Origin of the sequence: Parasphingomonas caseinilytica (assembly GCF_036663755.1) — a bacterium.
Taxonomy (GTDB): Bacteria; Pseudomonadota; Alphaproteobacteria; order Sphingomonadales; family Sphingomonadaceae; genus Sphingomonas.
In genome coordinates this window covers 890,765-907,083 of sequence record NZ_JAXOJL010000001.1, presented here as the reverse complement: position 1 = coordinate 907,083, position 16,319 = coordinate 890,765, and the positions used below count along the sequence as shown (strand labels likewise).

The following is a 16,319-nucleotide window of genomic DNA, read 5'->3' as shown; positions in this document are numbered from 1 at the left end:
CAGGCAGATTGTCTTGCCACCGATCCTGTAGCAAGCTCGCGCATGGCAATCGACAAAGAGAGGACAATTATGCGAGCTTCGAGGATGTTATGGGCGGCGGTTGCCTTGTCTGCCTGTTCCGCCGGGGCAGACTTGCCCACCGCCGACAAGGCGGTCGCTCGGTTCCATGGAATGATCGATGCGGGCGAGTTCCAGCAGGTCTACGATCAGGCGAGCACGGACCTGAAAGCTTCTGCAAGCTCCGCCAAGCTTATTGCGTTGCTAGGTGCCGTGCACCGGAAGCTCGGTCGCTCGAAAGGGGCAGTGCGCCAGAGCTGGAACGATCAATTCAATACCGGCGGTCATTTCCTGACAGTGGGGTATGACACCAAATACGAACGCGGTCGCGCGACAGAGACGTTCGTGTTCAAGGTATCGGAGGGTGCGATGCAATTGGCCGGCTACAACGTCAACTCCGACGCCTTAGTGCTCAACTAAGCACGCCATTCATCGACCGCCGTGATGCTGCGTTACATGTCGGTAGGGTCCTGCCGCCGCACCGTGTCGCCATATCTGGATCAGTCTGTGCTGGATGAATGCAAGATGACCGATAGCTTTCAATAAGCTGTCAGGAGAATTCAGCCGTTCGACATCCGCATACTTTAAATATCCGTCCCATCAAGTCGAATGGAAGAGGACGGATTTATCATGGCTAACCGACGCTGGACCGACGAAGATGTCGAGGATTTGCGCCGCCGTGTCGCGGTCGGGCAAAGTGTTCGCGATATCGCGATCGATATCATGCGATCGCAGGAAGCGACGCGCGCGCGCATGCAGACGCTGGGCCTCACCAAGCCACGCGCCCTCAAGGGCGAACGCGTTTTGTGCGGGGCGTCCGAAGATGCGGAACAATAACCGCAAGTCCCTGTTACAGCCCCGTTACAAACAGGGAGAGACACAATGACCGACTACAGAAACGATCGTGAAACCGTCGTAGTGAAGAAGCGCAGCGGCGGGACGATCATCGCGATCGTATTGGTCGCCGCTCTGGTGATCGTCGGACTGCTGTTCGCCACCGGCTTCTGGAGCGCGGATGTGACCAAGACCGGTGCATTGCCGGAAGTCTCGGTCAAGGGCGGCGCTCTGCCCAAGGTCGATCTGGATTCGAAGGAAGTGGTCGTCGGCACCAAGAAGACCGAAGTCGCAGTCCCCAAGGTGAAGACCGAGAAGGAAACGATCAGCGTTCCCGTCGTCGGCGTGAAGGACAATGGCGAGAAGTAAGCGTTCGTCGGCTTGAAGATCGAAGGGCCTTCACCAATCGGTGAGGGCCCTTTTTGCGTCAGGCGAGTCGCTCCAGCGTCGGGATCAGTTCGTTGTAACCGTCGATCACTGCGTCCGCGCCGAGCTCTTCGACCGGCTGAATCAGAAAGCCGAAACTGACCGCGATGTTCGGGATGCCGGCATTCTTCGCCGCCATGATGTCGTAGATCGAATCGCCGATGAAGGCGGCGCGCGTCTTGCCCACTTCGCCGCCGCAGCGCCGGATCATCTCGTCGATCGGCGCGCGGTGTGGCTTCGACAGCCCCTTGCCCATTGTGTCGCCGCCGATCAGCGTGGCGAAGCGGTCGCGCAGGCCCAGTTCGCCGAGCAGTTTTTCCGCGAACGCCTCGAACTTGTTGGTCACGATCGCCGCCTTCACGCCCATCGCATCGAACCGGTCGAGCACGTCCAGCGCGCCGGGATAGGGTTGCGAATGAACCGAGATGTGCGCCTCGTAATAGCCGAGCATACGTTTGTAGAACGTGCGGAATTCGTCCGCCTCGCAGCCGCCGGTCGCCTCCAGTCCTAGCATCAGCATATGTTTCGCGCCGCCGCCGATCATCGGCTTGACCTGCTCGATGCTCAGCGTCTTGCGCCCCGCGAATGCCAGCGTGTCGTTGACTGCCGCGGTGAGATCGCCGCTGGTGTCGAGAAAGGTGCCGTCGAGATCGAAGCCGACGATAGCGAATGAAAAATGCGTCATGATCGGCACGCCTGACAGCATCGCTATGGAATTGGCAATATTGTCGTGGCAGGGCAGGGGTATGAGCCAGCCCTCCCTGAGCCGCCCGATCGCCGCAATCGTCCTTGCTGCCGGCAAGGGCACGCGCATGAAATCCGATCTGCACAAGGTGCTCCACCCGATCGCCGGGCGGCCGATGCTGTTGCATCTGGCGGCGGCGGTCGCGGAATTGGGGGCGGAGCGCACCGTCGTGGTTACGGGCGCGGGGCGCGAGCAGGTCGAGGCGGCGGTCGCGCCGCTCGGCATCGCGACGGCCGTGCAGGCGGATCAGCTCGGCACCGCGCACGCCGTATTGCAGGCGCAGGCCACGCTGGCCGATTTCGACGGCGACGTGCTGATCCTTTATGGCGACGTGCCCCTGGTCACGTCGGCCACGATGCGGCGCATGCTCGATATGTTGCAGGCGGACGATGCGCCGACCGCGGTGGTGCTGGGCTTCCGGCCCGACGTGCCGGGTGCCTATGGGCGGATCATCGCCGATGCAGCGGGCCGGATCGTCAAGATGGTCGAGGCCAAGGATGCGTCTCCGTCCGAACTGGCCGAGACCTTGTGCAATTCCGGGCTGATGGCGGTGCGGTCGGCCGACCTGTTCCGGTTGCTGGCGAAGGTGGGCAACGACAATGCGGCGGGGGAATATTATCTGCCCGACGTCGTGATGCTGGCGCAGGCCGAGGGCGGCTTCTCGGTCGTGACCGAAACCGATGCGGATGAGGTCGCCGGCGTCAACAGCCGCGCCGAACTGGCGACGGTCGAGGCATCCTGGCAGGTCAAGCGCCGCGCCGCCGCGATGGCCGAAGGTGCGACGTTGATCGCGCCGGACACGGTGTGGTTCGCGCACGACACGAGGATCGGCCGCGACGTGGTGATCGAACCGAACGTATTCTTCGGCCCCGGCGTGCAGATCGCCGACGGCGCGACGATCCACGCCTTCTGCCATATCGAAGGCGCGAGCGTCGGTGCGAAGGCGGAGGTCGGCCCCTATGCCCGGCTCCGGCCCGGCGCGGTGATGGGTGCGAAATCGAAGGTTGGCAATTTCGTCGAGATGAAGAAGGCGGTGCTGGGCGAGGGAGCCAAGGCCAATCACCTCACCTATCTCGGCGACGCGGACGTGGGCGCGGGCGCGAATATCGGCGCGGGCACGATCACCTGCAATTACGACGGCTATTTCAAGTACAGGACGGTGATCGGCGCGGGCGCGTTCATCGGATCGAACAGCGCGCTCGTCGCCCCGGTGACGATCGGCGCTGGCGCGATCGTCGGCGCGGGATCGGTGGTGACGGCGGATGTCGAGGCGGATGCGCTGTGCTTGGTTAGACCCGAGCAGAAGTCCAAATCCGGCTGGGCCAAACGCTTTCGCGAGGCGATGAGCGCGAAGAAGGCTGGCAAGTGATATCGCAATATGATATCGGAATATCATGCGTACGCTGATCGACCTACCCGAAGACGATATTCGCTGGCTCGATGTCCGGGCCAGTGAGGAAAAAAAGTCGCGCGCGGCACTCGTCCGCGAAGCGGTGAGCGCGTTCCGCGCTGAATCGAATAATGATTGGATCAAGCGGGGCGCTGGTTATTGGAAAAATCGTAGCGATATTGGCGATGCGGTGGAGTATCAGCAGGCGATGCGCGAAGATCGCACGATCGATTGATGTCGGACCCGTTTTTCGACACCAATATCCTGATCGACTGGCTTTTCGATCGTTCGCCGGCGATCATCGAATTGGACCGGTATCCGCGCCATCGCATCAGCCGCGTCGTGTGGACCGAAATCCTCGCCGGGGAGCCACTGGAGACACGTGGTCAGATTCAACAGGTGCTCGATCCTTTCGAAATCGTAGAGATCGATCAGCGTATCGCGCTTGCTGCGGCCGACATCCGCTATCGCATGCGGATCAAGTTGTTCGACTCACTCATCCTTGCGACCGCTCGCGTCAACGACGCCATCCTCGTCACCCGCAATACCAAGGATTTCCCGATCGATATGCCGGGCATCCGCGTTCCCTACACCCTCTAGCGTAAGAGATAGTCCATGTGTGGCATCGTTGGCATCCTGAGCAATGAAGACGTCGCGGATCGCCTCCTCGACGGGCTGAAGCGGCTCGAATATCGCGGATACGATTCGGCCGGCATCGCCACCGATCATGACGGGCAGATCGACCGCCGCCGCGCGTCGGGCAAATTGATCAACCTCGCCAAGGAACTCGCCGCCAATCCGCTGCCCGGCCATGCCGGCATCGCCCACACGCGCTGGGCGACGCATGGCGGGCCGACGACCAATAACGCGCATCCGCATGCGACAGGCGAAGTGGCGGTCGTCCACAACGGCATCATCGAGAATTTCAAACCCCTGCGCGACGAACTGATCGCGCGAGGTCGAGTGTTCACCAGCGAGACTGATACCGAGGTCGTCGCGCATCTGATCAGCGAGAAGGTCGAGGCCGGCATGGCACCGGCGGATGCGGTGCGCGAGGTGCTGCCGCGCCTGCACGGCGCTTTCGCGCTGGCGATCCTGTTCCGCCAACATCCCGATCTGCTGATCGGCGCGCGCTTGGGCTCGCCGCTCGTCGTGGGCCACGGGGATGGCGAAATGTATCTCGGCTCCGACGCGCTGGCGCTGGCACCGCTTACGCAACGCATCTCCTATCTCGACGAGGGCGACTGGGTCGTCCTGACGCGCGAGGGCGCGCAGGTCTATGATCGCGAGAACAACCCCGTCGAACGCGCGATCACGATCTCGGGCGTTACCGGCGATCTCGTGTCGAAGGGCAACCATCGGCATTACATGCTGAAGGAGATCTACGAACAGCCGATCGTCGTCGCGCAGACCTTGCGCTCGTACCTCCAGCGGATGGAGGAGCGCGTCACGCTGCCGATCCCCGAGTTCGACCTGTCGCAGATCAGGCGCGTGACGATCGTGGCGTGCGGCACCAGCTTCTATGCCGGGATGGTCGCGAAATACTGGTTCGAGCAGTTCGCGCGCGTGCCGGTCGATCTCGATGTCGCCTCCGAATTCCGGTATCGCGCGCCGGTGATGGAGGAAGGCGGGCTGGCCTTGTTCATCAGCCAGTCGGGCGAGACCGCCGACACGCTGGCGGCGCTGCGCCACGCGAAATCGGAGGGGCAGACGATCGCGGTGGTCGTCAACGTGCCGACCAGTTCGATGGCGCGCGAGGCGGATATCCTGTTGCCGACGCATGCCGGGCCGGAGATCGGCGTCGCCTCGACCAAAGCGTTCACGTGCCAGCTCGCGGTGCTGGCCGCGCTCGCCGCAAATCTGGCGCGCGCCAAGGGCAAACTGGATGCCGCCGCCGAGAAGGCGATCGTCAAGCATCTGGCCGAGGCACCTGCCGCGCTGAACGGCGCGCTCGCCTATGACGAGGCGATCGAGGCGATGGCGCACAACATCGCTGGTGCGCGCGATGTGCTGTATCTCGGGCGCGGCACGGATTATCCGCTGGCGCTGGAAGGTGCGCTAAAACTTAAGGAAATCAGCTACATCCACGCCGAAGGTTATGCTGCGGGCGAAATGAAGCACGGGCCGATCGCGCTGATCGACGAGAACGTGCCGGTGATCGTCATCGCGCCATCGGGGCCATTGTTCGACAAGACCGTGAGCAACATGCAGGAGGTACAGGCGCGGGGCGGCAAGGTCGTGCTGATCAGCGATTACGACGGCATCCAGGCGGCAGGCGAGGGCTGCATGGCAACGATCACCATGCCCAAGGTCCACCCGCTGATCGCGCCTCTGGTCTATGCGGTGCCGGTGCAGTTGCTTGCGTACCACGTTGCGGTGATCAAGGGCACCGACGTCGACCAGCCGCGCAATCTCGCGAAGTCGGTGACGGTGGAGTGAAGGGCGGTTTCAGAGTGTTCGCACCTCAATCTGTTTGCGGCGGCGGAAACGGTAGAAATGCCGTGAATTCCATCGCGCGGCGAGGATGATCGCCAGCGCAGGCAGGATTGTGAGCGCAATGTCGATCGCCGCCTCGCCCGGCAGCAATGGCCAGCCCGGTACCAGATTACGGATGAAATCGAATGCTTCGTTGATCAGTTCGAGCACCAGGACGATGCCCAGCGGGAGCCAGGATCCGAAAGGACGCCGCAGGATCAAGCCGAAGCCGAACGTCAGCGCCAGCCCGAGGATCAGGTGGATATCGTGGTGCGAAAGGTCCAGCGTGGCCGAGAGCCAGACCTTGAACATTTCCCAGTCGAGGACGATCGCGAACATCGCCTGCCTTTGGTGAATTCCGACGCCGGAGTACAGCCTTTAGGACCAGATCGCGGGGGTACCGGCTTCCGTCACGCGATCACCGCGGTGCTATGGTCCTTTCGCGCTCCGCGGTGCGGGGCGGCGGCGATTGGCCCGTTCCATCCGATCGATATTTCAGCGGCTTGCAGAACGGTCGGGTCGCGGGGTAAAGGCGGCGTGGTGGACTGAGTGGTATCGCCACGGCTGGCGCGCGATATGCCGCATTTGGGCTATCGCCCTGTATCGAGGTGGATTTCTTGCTAATCACGAGCGATCACGGAGGGGCTGGCCGGACGGGTCATGCCTTTGGACGGGCGTTGCGATCTTTGCTCGCGGTCGCACTGACGTCGTATTTCGTGCCATTGATCGCGCCGCTGGTGACCTTTGGGACGCTGGCGCAGAACATGTCAGGCACGATCAATACGCAAATCGCATCCTTGATCTCCGCGGTGACCGCATTGTTCCTGTTTCGCCGCGTGACAGTATATCCCGGTACCCGCGCTTTCGGATTCATCCTCCCGGCCTTTTCGACGACGTTCGGTATTGCCGCGGCGGCGCTGCTGTTCTCGCGCGCAAACTACAGCGGATCGATGTTGCTCATCGGCTATATCGCGTCGGTCGGCGTGACGTTCCTACTCGGCTATTTCGGGCAACGCGCCGCTCCGAAACGCATGTATTACGTCCCCACCGGCAATACCGGCATCGTGGCCGACGCCACGGAGATCGATTGGGTGCGGCTGGATGCGCCGATCGTCCCGGACGATCCCGACATGTCGATCGTTGCCGATCTGCGCACCAATCATTCGCCCGAATGGGAACGTATGCTGGCTCAGGCGGCGATCGCCGGCATCCCGGTCTACCACACCAAGCAACTGCGCGAATCGCTCACCGGGCGTGTGCAGATCGAGCATTTGTCCGAAAACAGCTTCGGTTCGCTGTTGCCTGCGCTCGGCTATCGCGGGATCAAGCGGACGATCGACCTGCTTGCTAGCATCGTGTTGCTGCCAATCCTGATCGTCCCGCTGCTGATCGTCGCGTTGTTTGTGGGACTGAGTTCGCCTGGGCCTGTGCTGTTTCGGCAGCGACGCATGGGCTATCGCGGCGTGCCGTTCGACGTGCTGAAGTTTCGTACGATGGTGCAGCACGATCAAAGCGGGGACGACCACACGCTGCGGCATTCCGCGATCACGCAGGATGCCGATGATCGCATCACGCGTGTCGGCAAGTTCCTGCGCCGTTCGCGGATCGACGAACTACCACAGATCATCAACATCCTGCGTGGCGAGATGAGCTGGATCGGCCCGCGGCCCGAAGCCGTGCCGCTCAGTGCATGGTATGAAAGCGAACTGCCTTTCTATGCCTATCGGCACATCGTGCGGCCGGGGATCACCGGATGGGCGCAGGTCAATCAGGGGCATGTCGCCGGGCTCGACGATGTCCACGTCAAGCTTCATTATGATTTCTATTACATCAAGTTTTTCTCGTCCTGGCTCGATCTGCTGATCGCTCTTCGTACGATCGGCATCATGATCACCGGGTTCGGCGCGAAATAGTCAGCCGAACAGGCGTAGCAAGGCCAATACACCGACGCCGATCGCGGCCGCCGCAATCAGACGCCAGCGACTGCGGCGATAGGGACGCGGCAAGGGGCGCGGGTGTCGCCGGTCATAGTGATCGAGCCGAAGTTGCACCGCGCGTTGCCGGGCCAGATGCTCTCGCTCTGCGGTTGCCAGCATCTCATCATGCGCCGCGCGCGTCTCGCGCACGGACAGGCAGCGATAGGCCTGTTGCACGTCCTGAAACCGTCGTGGCAGATCGCCGTCGTCGCTGACGACATCGGGGTGGTGCAATTTGCTCAACCGGACGAACGCCGCGCGGATATCCGGCTGGGTCGCATCGGGGTGAATCCCCAGGACCTGATAGAAGTTACGCTGCGTCATGGCGTGCGGCGCTCCGCGACCAATGCCTGGAGTGCAGCGATGCGCGTGGCAGGCGATTCGTGCCGGGCGAGCAGAACGATGCCGAAATCGCTGCCGCCTAACCGCCGCAACAACGCGGCACCCCTCACCGGATCGAAACCGGCATTGAGCATCAGCATGCCGCCGAGCCGGTCCGCAGCGCTCTCGATCTGCCGGATGCCTTTACGACCGCCGACCGCACCGCTGCGCATCAATGCAGCGTGGCCGAGGATATTGTGCGCCATTTCGTGCGCGATCAGGAACGCGACTTCATCGTCGTTCCGGAGCAGTGCCAGGACGCCGGTCGTCAGGAAGACGTGGCGACCGTCGGCGAAGGCGTTGCGCTGCCCCGAGCGTGCGAGGTGCACGCGCGACGGGCAGGCGGGCAGGGGGATGATTTCGATAGCAAGGGTGGCACCATTGCGCAGCACGGTCAGGCCGCGCGCCGTCTGCAGCAAATCGGTAATGGCGTCGGCGCGATGACGCGCGCGTGCGGCGTCGAACGGCAAAGCAAGATCGGGTTCCTGGGGGATAGCCTTGCCATCGATCGCCAGCAGGATGTCCCCTGCGATGATCCCGGCGGTCGCGGCCGGACTATCGGGTGCCACCACGATCACTCCGGGGCCGTGATCAATCGGCAGTGCGGCGACGACGCCGACCCGATCGGCAGCCTGAAATTGCGAAAGGTGCTGAAGCACCAGCCCCGTGGCGGGTTCGAGATCGGGGCAGTTTCGGCGTCCGGCCGTCGCGAGGAGATAGGCCAATTGGGCGACGCGTGCGTCTTCCTGACGGCCAGCCAAAAAGGACCCGCCAGCCGCCACCCTCGTGATGGGCACTCCGGCGCTTCCGTGCACAAGATTTTCAGCACCGGGACTGAGTGCGCCGATGGTCAACCCGGCAGCGCCCAAGAGTAGCGCCCAAACAGTTGATGGTACGGTCGAGAAAAGCACCGGCGATACGAACCCAGTAAAGACGAAGATGATCAACCACCGATAAAGCGAACAACAAAAAAGGCCGCCCGAATCAATCGGACGGCCTTTTCCGTATCAACTGCGGAACAGCTTACGGGCTGGTCGGCTTCGAGTCGTTCTTGTCGGCTGCAACGTAGATGCCTGCGCCGATTGCTGCTACCGCCGCGAGAGCGATGATCAGCGACGAACCTTGAACGGCTTCGTTATCGCCTTCAACCTTCTCGGTTGCAGGCTGGGTCAGCGGAGTCGCGATCGGTGCGGCTGCTGCCAACGTCGGAACTGCCAGCAGCGAGGCTGCCGTCATTGCCGTGTAGAAACCTTTAAACTTCACTTTGCTTCTCCCTTTCAGAACCCTTCAGCTCCGAATCTCATCGAGCTTTTAGTTCATCGCGACTTGATATGTCCACCCCAAAAAGCCGGTGTCGCCAGCGATCTAACGGACCTTCGTAACTAAACCGGAAACTCGCGCATCATGCTTAAGTTCCAACGATATTTATAGCACCGAAGATCCCGGAAATCTGTGGCTTTCGCGTCACAGGCGCTCGGTAAAATCTTCATACGCCGTGATATTCGCGGTACCACTCTACGAAGCGCGGCACGCCCTCGGCAATGGTCGTGCGCGGTTCGAACCCGAGATCGCGCTGGATTGCGCTGATATCGGCAAAGGTGTCGCGAACGTCACCGGGCTGCATCGGCAACAGGTTGCGCTCCGCGGGCAGTCCGCATGCCTGTTCGATCAGCGAGATCATCTCGCCCAGTTCTTCCGAACGGTTGTTGCCGATATTGTAAAGCCGGTGGGGACTGATGCTGCCGCCGGCCTTGGGTGCGCCGTCGTCCGCCGGGGGATTGTCCAAGCAGGCGACGATTCCGGCAACGATATCGTCGATATAGGTGAAGTCGCGACGCATCCGGCCTTCGCCGAATACGTCGATCGGGCGGTTTTCGAAGATCGCCTTGGTGAACAGCCACATCGCCATGTCCGGACGACCCCACGGCCCGTAGACCGTGAAGAACCGCAGCCCCGTCTGCGGCAGGCGGTAGAGATGGGCGTAGGTTTCGCTCATCAATTCGTCCGCCTTCTTGGTCGCGGCATAGAGTGACAATGGCTGATCGACGCGATCCTCGACGCGGAAGGGCAGGGTGTCGTTGCCGCCATAAACCGAGGAGGAGGACGCATAGACCATATGCTCGACCTGCCGATGCCGCGCGACCTCGAGCAGATTGAGATGCCCGGCAAGGTTCGAGCGCAGATAGGCACGCGGATTCTCGATCGAATACCGCACGCCGGCCTGCGCGCCCAGGTGCACGATGCGATCGAAATGCTGCCCGTCGAGCACGGCGTCGAGCGCGGTCTCGTCCGCGAAATCGACCTGCGCGAATTCGAACGCGGTTCCGGACCTGACGAGTTCGGCAAGTCGGGCGTGTTTCAGATTGACGTCGTAATAATCGTTCAAACTGTCGATTCCGAGCACCTGATCGCCCCTCGCGAGCAGATGGCGCGAGACGTTGAAGCCGATAAACCCGGCGGCACCGGTGACGAGAACTCTCATGGGGGAAACTCCTGAATTTCGTCGTTCCCCTAGAGAATGAGGGGCGGGCCCGGCAAGGAAAACGAGCGGGGGGCGCTGTCCGAGCGGATCCGGAACAACCGGATTGCTTCGTCCGTCAGGCAGGACGATCCGGCGATTTGCCGTAACGGCATCGGTGGATCATCATCGACGGCAACGCGTTGCGAAGCGCGGCCATCCCTTCTAAGCAAAATTCCGCCTCGTTTTCTTAGGACTTCATCCTGCTTCCGTACTGGGTTCTCTTCATCGCTTGGATGCTGGCGGCGCTGGCGAACAAATGGGTGCCAAGTGTGGTCGACGTCGACGGCGCTGCTTCGAAGCGTATGGCCCCTTCGCTCGCCCTGAACATCATGGGGCTAGCCACGGCGCTGATGATCGGGCTTCGTTTCGAGGTCGGAGGCGACTGGATCCCGTATCTCGAGAATTACAATCTGGTCCAAATCCTCGCTTTTCCGGAAGCGATCTCCCAGTTCGACGTAGGATATTCGGCGGTCGTACTCATCGCCGCCCGGCTCGATGCCGGCATGTGGCTGGTCAACACGATTTGCGGGCTGATCATGACGCTCGGGATCATCCGGTTCTGTTCGCGGCAGCCAAATCCGGCGCTGACCTTTCTCGTCGCGATCCCGTATCTCGTGATCGTCGTGGGCATGGGATACACGCGCCAGGGCGTTGCGATCGGCATCATCCTGGCGGGGTTTGCCGATGTCGAGGAGAAATCCATCGTTCGATTGGTGGTCTTCATCTTCGCGGCCGCGTTGTTTCACAAGACCGCTTTGTTGATGCTGCCGATCGCCATGGCGCCCATCCTGCGCCGCAATTTGATACAATCCATTTTGGGAGGCCTCATCTTCCTGGCCCTGTTTGCAGTGTTGCTGAGCAACTCGGCCGATCAGATGATCACCGGCTATGTCGATTCGGATTACGAATCCTCTGGGGCCGTCGTTCGCGTGGCGATGAATTTCGTCCCCGCGGTTCTGGCGCTGTTGTTGCGGAAGAGGCTTGGGTTCAACACGTATCAGCAAGATATGTGGAGCGTGATCGCGCTGGTCGCGCTGGCGACGCTCCCACTGGTGATCTTCGCCAATTTCACGACGGCGATCGACCGGTTGGCCCTGTTCCTGATCCCGCTTCAGCTCGCCGTCCTGCCCCGCATACCGTACGTTTTCGGGACCAAGGGTGGAACCAGCACCCAGCTGACGCTGGCGGTTTGCGGCTATTCCGCTGCCGTACAAATGGTGTGGTTGGTGTTCGCGACGCATGCGCAATACTGGGTGCCGTACCGGATCTATTTCCTCGGCGAATGATGCGACGCGCCGCCTGGACAACGTGCCCATGACTTCGAACGCAGCGAACGGTGAACAGAAGATCCCCGTGATCTACATGTGCTACGACGGGGTGCTCGAGTCGCTCGGCGAGAGTCAGGTCGTGGCGTATCTCGAAATCCTGGCGGACGACTATGCCATTCATCTGATCAGCTTCGAAAAGCCAGCCGATGCTGCACGGAAGGAGCTTGTCGCGCGAATGTCGCGACGGCTGGAAACGGCCGGCATCATTTGGCACCGGCGACGCTATCACAAGCGTCCGCGGATCCTGTCGACGCTATGGGACATGGGCGGGGCGATCCTGCTCGCGATGTGGCTGGCGGTCCGCCACCGGGCGCGCGTGTTGCATGCGCGGAGTGTGCTGTGCGCGGCGATGCTCTATCCGGCCCGCATCATCAGTCGCGCGCTGTTCGTCGTCGATATTCGGGGCTTCTGGGTCGACGAGCGTGTAGATGCCGGGTTGATCCCGCCTGGCGGAATCGTCTTTCGGGTCTTGAAACGCATCGAGAAGACGATGCTGCGCAACGCCGATCATATCGTCACGCTGACTCATGCCTCCGTTCCGTATCTGCGCGATGACGAGCGGTTGGGGCGGAAGCGTGCGCCGATCAGCGTCATCCCGACCTGCGCCGATCTCGACCTGTTTTCGCCCGACGAGAAGTCGGCCGAAACGCGGTCCACGGCCCGCGGCGAGGCGCCGCTTACCATCGGTTATGTCGGCCAACTCGGCACCTGGTATATGCTCGAGGAGATGCTTGCATTCTTCGCCGCGGTCCGCCGCCTTCGTCCTGAAGCGAGATTGCTCGTCATCAACAAGCATCAGCAGGATGAAGTCCGCGCGGGACTGGAACGTGCCGGGATCGATCCCGCGGCGGTCGAGATACGTGGTGCGACGCGGGACGAAATGCCCGCGCAGATCCGCCGGATGGATGCCGGGCTGGCGTTGATCCGGCCATATTTCTCGAAAATCGCCAGCGCGCCGACCAAGCTCGCCGAATATCTCGGCTGCGGCGTGCCGGTCGTCGGCAATGCCGGCTGCGGCGACATGGTACGGATCATCGAAGATGACGGCGTCGGGGTCGCGATGGTCGATACGCAGGCAGACACCATCGAAGCCGCCGCGATCGCTTTGCTCGATCGGCTGGAGGATCCCGCGATTGCCGCGCGCTGCACCGCGTCGGCGCGCCGGCATTTCCTGCTGACGGATGGTGCGGCACGCTACCGCGAGATCTACCGCTCGCTCGCAACGGATCGCCCGTCATAATGCCGAAGATCCTGATCCTGTGCCCGTATCCGCAAGGCGTGGCGGCGGGACAAAGGCTGAAATACGAACAATATCTCGACGATTGGCGCGCCGCGGGTTTCGCGGTCACTGTGTCCTCGTTCATGGATCGGGCGACTTGGGATGCCGCGTATCGGAGCGGCAACCTGCTCGGCAAAATGGTTGGCACGATGCGGGGGCATTTTCGCCGGTTGCGCGACCTGGCCCGGCTGCGGCACTATGACATCGTCTATATCTCGATGTGGGTCACGCCGTTCGGCACGTCGTGGATGGAGCGCATCGCGCGCCGTCTGTCGCGCGCCTTGATCTACGATATCGAGGACAATCTGCTCACCGACGACGGCGCACCGGTCGGTCTGCGACAACGTCTGAAAAACCGGGGCAAGGCGCGTTTCCTGCTCGAGCATGCGGATCATGTGATCACCGCGTCGCCATTCCTGCTCGACCGGTTTCGCGCCTTGAACGCGCGACGGGCCGTGTCGCTGATCTATCCCTCCGTCGATACCGATACGTTTCGCCCGCGGGACATCCCGTCGATCGAAAGGAAGCCGGTGATCGGCTGGACGGGAACGTTCAGTTCGGAACCCTATCTCGATCTGCTGCGTCCAGTGTTCCAGGAATTGGCGCGGCGCGTCGATTACAAGCTGATCGTAATCGGTAATTTCCCCTACGCGCTGCCCGGCGTCGATCTCGAAGTCCTGACTTGGTCGCGCGAGGAGGAGGTGGCGCAGATGCAGCGTTTGGACATCGGGGTGTATCCGTTGCCGGACGACGATTGGGTGCTGGGCAAGGCCGGGCTCAAAGTCATCCAATACATGGCGTTCGGCCTGCCCAGCGTATCGAGCGCGATCGGTACCGCGACGCGCCAGGTGACCGATGGTGTCGATGGTTTCCTGGTCGATAGCGACGATCAATGGCTGGATGTGCTGGAGCGCCTGTGCAGCGATGCCGGGTTACGGCACCGGATCGGTGCGGCGGCGCGCGCCACGGCAGTCGGTACCTACTCCCGGCAGATGACGGTAAGACAATATCTTTCGATACTACGATCGGTCACGTGATCCGTAATCATCAATTTGCATTTCCGGCGTAACTGCTCGCAGCGACGCTTTGTTTTAAGCAGTCAGAGGGCTTTCAAGTTATTGACGCCGTCTGTTTTTCGACTGACGTGCGGGTTTGGTCGCTCTGAGCGACAGCGAGACCTTGCCACAAGTGGCAAATCTTTGCCTGTGAAAGGCGATCGGCAATCGAACGTGCCGCTTCGCCCATCCGGTCCCGCAAATTTCGGTCTCGTAAAAGCCTAAGGCAGCGATCTGCGGCCATCTGCTCATCGCCGACATTTACGAGATATCCGTCGATGCCGTCGGTGATCAGTTCGGAAGGGCCGGTCGGGCAATCGAACGCGACGCAGGCTTTGCCGTACGCCATCGCTTCCGCCAGCACGTTGGGAATGCCTTCGTACCGCGAGGTCAGCAGGAACACGTCGATCTGAGACCAGATTTCGGCAAGGTGATCGAAGCGGGGCAGGAAGAGAACGCGGTCTCGCAGGCCAAGCTTTTCTGCCTGTTCGCGATGTTGCGCTTCGAGATCGCCCTCACCGACGAGGAGAAGCCTTGCTGCCGGACGTTCGCGCAGGATCGTCGCGAAGATCGGCAGCGCCAGATCGAAACCCTTTTGCCAATCGTGTCGTCCGACGCATGCGATCACCTCGTTATCTGCGAGGTGGGCAAGCGTCGAGGACGGTGCGGGAAGCGGATCGAGCGGTCGCTCGACGACGTTCGGAATGACGATCAGACGATCGGCAGCGATGCCCATACGTTCCCGGTAATAGTCTGCGGTGCGCCGGGTCTGGCAGACGATGCCGTCCAGCCGTCTGATCGTGAGCGCCCGCAAAGTCCGCCATTTCCACGACATTTGCAGCATGGGCGGGTAGGCGCGTTCGCTGCCGTAGACCCGCGTCCAGCGACATCCGATCGTGACCATGCGGAGGATCGCCGAAGTCGATTGACCCATGCCGATACAGAGGTCCGGCCGTCGATCGGTGACGTAGCGCCGAAGCTCCTTCAGCAGCGCGAAGCCTCCGGCGTGCCGGTTCGCGCCGTGGTTCGAAACGCCGCGCACGAAATCGAAACTTTCGGCAAAACCGCCGACGACCAATTGTAGGCAGAGTACCGTGGCGTCGTGGCCTGCCGCGGACAGGCATCTGGCCGCCGCCATGGTGGAGCGCTGCAACCCGCCAGCCGCATAGTCATCGTGGATCAGAAACAGGATCTTCATCGGTGCCGATGTGCTGCAGGCGTCAGTCACGCGCGAGGATGCCATCGAAGAACTTCGCAAGGCGTCGCAGCAGGGGACGGTTGAGCATCACCAGCTCGGCGGGCGGCGCGGGCGCTGGTCCGATCACGAAAATATCGTCATATTGCGACGGTATTCGCGACAGCATCGGAGCCTCGAGGCCGTCGCGAAGCGAAGCGATGACGATCGGCTTGCGACCGTCGAGCCGGCTGAAGCGGCCGTTCCATTTCCGGGCGGCGATCTGCGGATCGCGATAGTGTAGAAAAATGATCGCCGGCTTGCCCTGATGCAGGAGCATAGGGCATTCCGATACGGGGTCCACGGCAAGATCCGCAGCATTCACCGGGGTCCAAGCCGTCAGGTCGCCGCGCGCATAATCATCTAGAAACGCCGGAAATGCCTCGTCGCGAAAGAAAATGCCGACAGTAGGTGTGCGTTTGGGTAGCGCGGCAAGCTCATAGAGCAATCCGGCCACGCAGTTATTGGCAAGAAGCGCGAAACCGCGTTGGTCGAGCGCGATCATCTGGTTGCCAAGACGCCGCCGGACCGAAATCGTCATCACTGTATTGGCTCGCACGCTCAGCGAGGTGCGAATGTGCGTCAGTGCGCGCATGATCGATTGGCCAGACACGCGAG

General features: G+C 61.8%; 19 protein-coding genes. 11 read left to right on the top strand and 8 right to left on the bottom strand.

The window, feature by feature from the left end:
- The first annotated feature begins 42 nt into the window (after nucleotides 1-42).
- The 3 genes from U1738_RS04330 (at nucleotide 43) to U1738_RS04320 (ending at nucleotide 1,260) form a co-directional block, all read left to right on the top strand.
- The gene (locus U1738_RS04330; RefSeq protein ID WP_332787779.1) at nucleotides 43-477 is read left to right on the top strand and encodes a DUF4019 domain-containing protein; all 435 of its coding nucleotides are present in this window, start codon (nucleotides 43-45) and stop codon (nucleotides 475-477) included.
- Nucleotides 478-687: 210 nt separating this feature from the next.
- A complete protein-coding gene (locus U1738_RS04325) occupies nucleotides 688-894 on the top strand; it encodes a hypothetical protein (RefSeq protein WP_332787778.1) in 207 nt (68 codons plus the stop codon).
- 45 nt (nucleotides 895-939) lie between these two features.
- Nucleotides 940-1,260, top strand: a complete 321-nt coding sequence (locus tag U1738_RS04320) for a hypothetical protein (protein ID WP_332787777.1) — start codon at nucleotides 940-942, stop codon at nucleotides 1,258-1,260.
- A 58-nt stretch (nucleotides 1,261-1,318) separates the two neighbouring features.
- Here the strand turns inward: U1738_RS04320 and U1738_RS04315 are convergent, their stop codons facing one another.
- Nucleotides 1,319-2,002 (bottom strand): HAD-IA family hydrolase, encoded by a 684-nt coding sequence (locus U1738_RS04315; RefSeq protein WP_332787776.1) that lies wholly within the window; start codon nucleotides 2,000-2,002, stop codon nucleotides 1,319-1,321.
- Between the two features lie 61 nt (nucleotides 2,003-2,063).
- Between U1738_RS04315 and glmU the strand changes: the two genes are divergently transcribed.
- The 4 genes from glmU to glmS are packed head-to-tail and all read left to right on the top strand — an operon-like array spanning nucleotide 2,064 to nucleotide 5,891.
- Nucleotides 2,064-3,431, top strand: a complete 1,368-nt coding sequence (glmU, locus tag U1738_RS04310) for a bifunctional UDP-N-acetylglucosamine diphosphorylase/glucosamine-1-phosphate N-acetyltransferase GlmU (RefSeq protein ID WP_332787775.1) — start codon at nucleotides 2,064-2,066, stop codon at nucleotides 3,429-3,431.
- A gap of 25 nt (nucleotides 3,432-3,456) precedes the next feature.
- Complete coding sequence (locus U1738_RS04305; protein WP_332787774.1) at nucleotides 3,457-3,687, top strand: CopG family transcriptional regulator; 231 nt, start codon at nucleotides 3,457-3,459, stop codon at nucleotides 3,685-3,687.
- On the top strand, nucleotides 3,687-4,052 hold the full coding sequence (locus U1738_RS04300) for a type II toxin-antitoxin system VapC family toxin (RefSeq protein WP_332787773.1): 366 nt from the start codon (nucleotides 3,687-3,689) through the stop codon (nucleotides 4,050-4,052). Before U1738_RS04305 ends, U1738_RS04300 begins: the two co-directional genes overlap by 1 nt.
- Before the next feature lie 15 nt (nucleotides 4,053-4,067).
- On the top strand, nucleotides 4,068-5,891 hold the full coding sequence (gene glmS / locus U1738_RS04295; protein WP_332787772.1) for a glutamine--fructose-6-phosphate transaminase (isomerizing): 1,824 nt from the start codon (nucleotides 4,068-4,070) through the stop codon (nucleotides 5,889-5,891).
- Nucleotides 5,892-5,900: 9 nt separating this feature from the next.
- Here glmS and U1738_RS04290 read toward each other — a convergent pair whose 3' ends face one another.
- Complete coding sequence (locus U1738_RS04290) at nucleotides 5,901-6,266, bottom strand: hypothetical protein (RefSeq protein WP_332787771.1); 366 nt, start codon at nucleotides 6,264-6,266, stop codon at nucleotides 5,901-5,903.
- Nucleotides 6,267-6,604: 338 nt separating this feature from the next.
- Here U1738_RS04290 and U1738_RS04285 point away from each other — a divergent pair, with 338 nt between their 5' ends.
- Nucleotides 6,605-7,840, top strand: coding sequence for a sugar transferase (locus U1738_RS04285; protein WP_332787770.1), 1,236 nt, complete (start codon nucleotides 6,605-6,607; stop codon nucleotides 7,838-7,840).
- Here the strand turns inward: U1738_RS04285 and U1738_RS04280 are convergent, their stop codons facing one another.
- From U1738_RS04280 to U1738_RS04265, 4 genes are all read right to left on the bottom strand, one after another.
- Nucleotides 7,841-8,227, bottom strand: coding sequence for a J domain-containing protein (locus U1738_RS04280; RefSeq protein ID WP_332787769.1), 387 nt, complete (start codon nucleotides 8,225-8,227; stop codon nucleotides 7,841-7,843).
- Nucleotides 8,224-9,231, bottom strand: a complete 1,008-nt coding sequence (locus U1738_RS04275; protein ID WP_332787768.1) for a M48 family metalloprotease — start codon at nucleotides 9,229-9,231, stop codon at nucleotides 8,224-8,226. The genes U1738_RS04280 and U1738_RS04275 overlap by 4 nt, the downstream gene beginning before the upstream one ends.
- A 76-nt stretch (nucleotides 9,232-9,307) precedes the next feature.
- Nucleotides 9,308-9,547 (bottom strand): hypothetical protein, encoded by a 240-nt coding sequence (locus U1738_RS04270; RefSeq protein ID WP_332787767.1) that lies wholly within the window; start codon nucleotides 9,545-9,547, stop codon nucleotides 9,308-9,310.
- A gap of 223 nt (nucleotides 9,548-9,770) precedes the next feature.
- A complete protein-coding gene (locus tag U1738_RS04265) occupies nucleotides 9,771-10,766 on the bottom strand; it encodes an NAD-dependent epimerase/dehydratase family protein (protein ID WP_332787766.1) in 996 nt (331 codons plus the stop codon).
- A gap of 341 nt (nucleotides 10,767-11,107) precedes the next feature.
- Between U1738_RS04265 and U1738_RS04260 the strand changes: the two genes are divergently transcribed.
- Genes U1738_RS04260 through U1738_RS04250 form a run of 3 tightly spaced genes read left to right on the top strand, consistent with a single transcriptional unit; the run spans nucleotide 11,108 to nucleotide 14,449 of the window.
- The gene (locus U1738_RS04260) at nucleotides 11,108-12,091 is read left to right on the top strand and encodes an EpsG family protein (RefSeq protein WP_332787765.1); all 984 of its coding nucleotides are present in this window, start codon (nucleotides 11,108-11,110) and stop codon (nucleotides 12,089-12,091) included.
- Between the two features lie 28 nt (nucleotides 12,092-12,119).
- Entirely contained in the window at nucleotides 12,120-13,373 is a 1,254-nt protein-coding gene (locus tag U1738_RS04255; protein WP_332787764.1) for a glycosyltransferase, read from the top strand.
- Nucleotides 13,373-14,449 carry a glycosyltransferase family 4 protein gene (locus U1738_RS04250; protein WP_332787763.1) on the top strand — a complete coding sequence of 359 codons (1,077 nt, stop codon included), beginning with the start codon at nucleotides 13,373-13,375 and terminating at the stop codon, nucleotides 14,447-14,449. Before U1738_RS04255 ends, U1738_RS04250 begins: the two co-directional genes overlap by 1 nt.
- Nucleotides 14,450-14,522: 73 nt before the next feature.
- Here the strand turns inward: U1738_RS04250 and U1738_RS04245 are convergent, their stop codons facing one another.
- Together U1738_RS04245 and U1738_RS04240 are read right to left on the bottom strand one after the other, a co-directional pair.
- Nucleotides 14,523-15,665, bottom strand: a complete 1,143-nt coding sequence (locus U1738_RS04245; protein ID WP_332787762.1) for a glycosyltransferase — start codon at nucleotides 15,663-15,665, stop codon at nucleotides 14,523-14,525.
- 22 nt (nucleotides 15,666-15,687) lie between these two features.
- Entirely contained in the window at nucleotides 15,688-16,296 is a 609-nt protein-coding gene (locus tag U1738_RS04240; RefSeq protein ID WP_332787761.1) for a DUF1919 domain-containing protein, read from the bottom strand.
- Nucleotides 16,297-16,319: the final 23 nt, after the last annotated feature.

Excerpts from the sequence above, each read along its gene's own strand:
- glmS (WP_332787772.1), top strand. The coding sequence starts at position 4,068 with ATGTGTGGCATCGTTGGCATCCTGAGCAATGAAGACGTCGCGGATCGC.
- U1738_RS04255 (WP_332787764.1), top strand. The coding sequence starts at position 12,120 with ATGACTTCGAACGCAGCGAACGGTGAACAGAAGATCCCCGTGATCTAC.
- U1738_RS04305 (WP_332787774.1), top strand. The coding sequence starts at position 3,457 with ATGCGTACGCTGATCGACCTACCCGAAGACGATATTCGCTGGCTCGAT.
- U1738_RS04330 (WP_332787779.1), top strand. The coding sequence starts at position 43 with ATGGCAATCGACAAAGAGAGGACAATTATGCGAGCTTCGAGGATGTTA.
- U1738_RS04240 (WP_332787761.1), bottom strand. The coding sequence starts at position 16,296 with ATGCGCGCACTGACGCACATTCGCACCTCGCTGAGCGTGCGAGCCAAT.
- U1738_RS04300 (WP_332787773.1), top strand. The coding sequence starts at position 3,687 with ATGTCGGACCCGTTTTTCGACACCAATATCCTGATCGACTGGCTTTTC.
- U1738_RS04315 (WP_332787776.1), bottom strand. The coding sequence starts at position 2,002 with ATGACGCATTTTTCATTCGCTATCGTCGGCTTCGATCTCGACGGCACC.
- U1738_RS04320 (WP_332787777.1), top strand. The coding sequence starts at position 940 with ATGACCGACTACAGAAACGATCGTGAAACCGTCGTAGTGAAGAAGCGC.
- U1738_RS04290 (WP_332787771.1), bottom strand. The coding sequence starts at position 6,266 with ATGTTCGCGATCGTCCTCGACTGGGAAATGTTCAAGGTCTGGCTCTCG.
- U1738_RS04260 (WP_332787765.1), top strand. The coding sequence starts at position 11,108 with ATGGCCCCTTCGCTCGCCCTGAACATCATGGGGCTAGCCACGGCGCTG.
- U1738_RS04265 (WP_332787766.1), bottom strand. The coding sequence starts at position 10,766 with ATGAGAGTTCTCGTCACCGGTGCCGCCGGGTTTATCGGCTTCAACGTC.
- U1738_RS04250 (WP_332787763.1), top strand. The coding sequence starts at position 13,373 with ATGCCGAAGATCCTGATCCTGTGCCCGTATCCGCAAGGCGTGGCGGCG.
- U1738_RS04245 (WP_332787762.1), bottom strand. The coding sequence starts at position 15,665 with ATGAAGATCCTGTTTCTGATCCACGATGACTATGCGGCTGGCGGGTTG.
- U1738_RS04280 (WP_332787769.1), bottom strand. The coding sequence starts at position 8,227 with ATGACGCAGCGTAACTTCTATCAGGTCCTGGGGATTCACCCCGATGCG.
- U1738_RS04325 (WP_332787778.1), top strand. The coding sequence starts at position 688 with ATGGCTAACCGACGCTGGACCGACGAAGATGTCGAGGATTTGCGCCGC.
- glmU (WP_332787775.1), top strand. The coding sequence starts at position 2,064 with ATGAGCCAGCCCTCCCTGAGCCGCCCGATCGCCGCAATCGTCCTTGCT.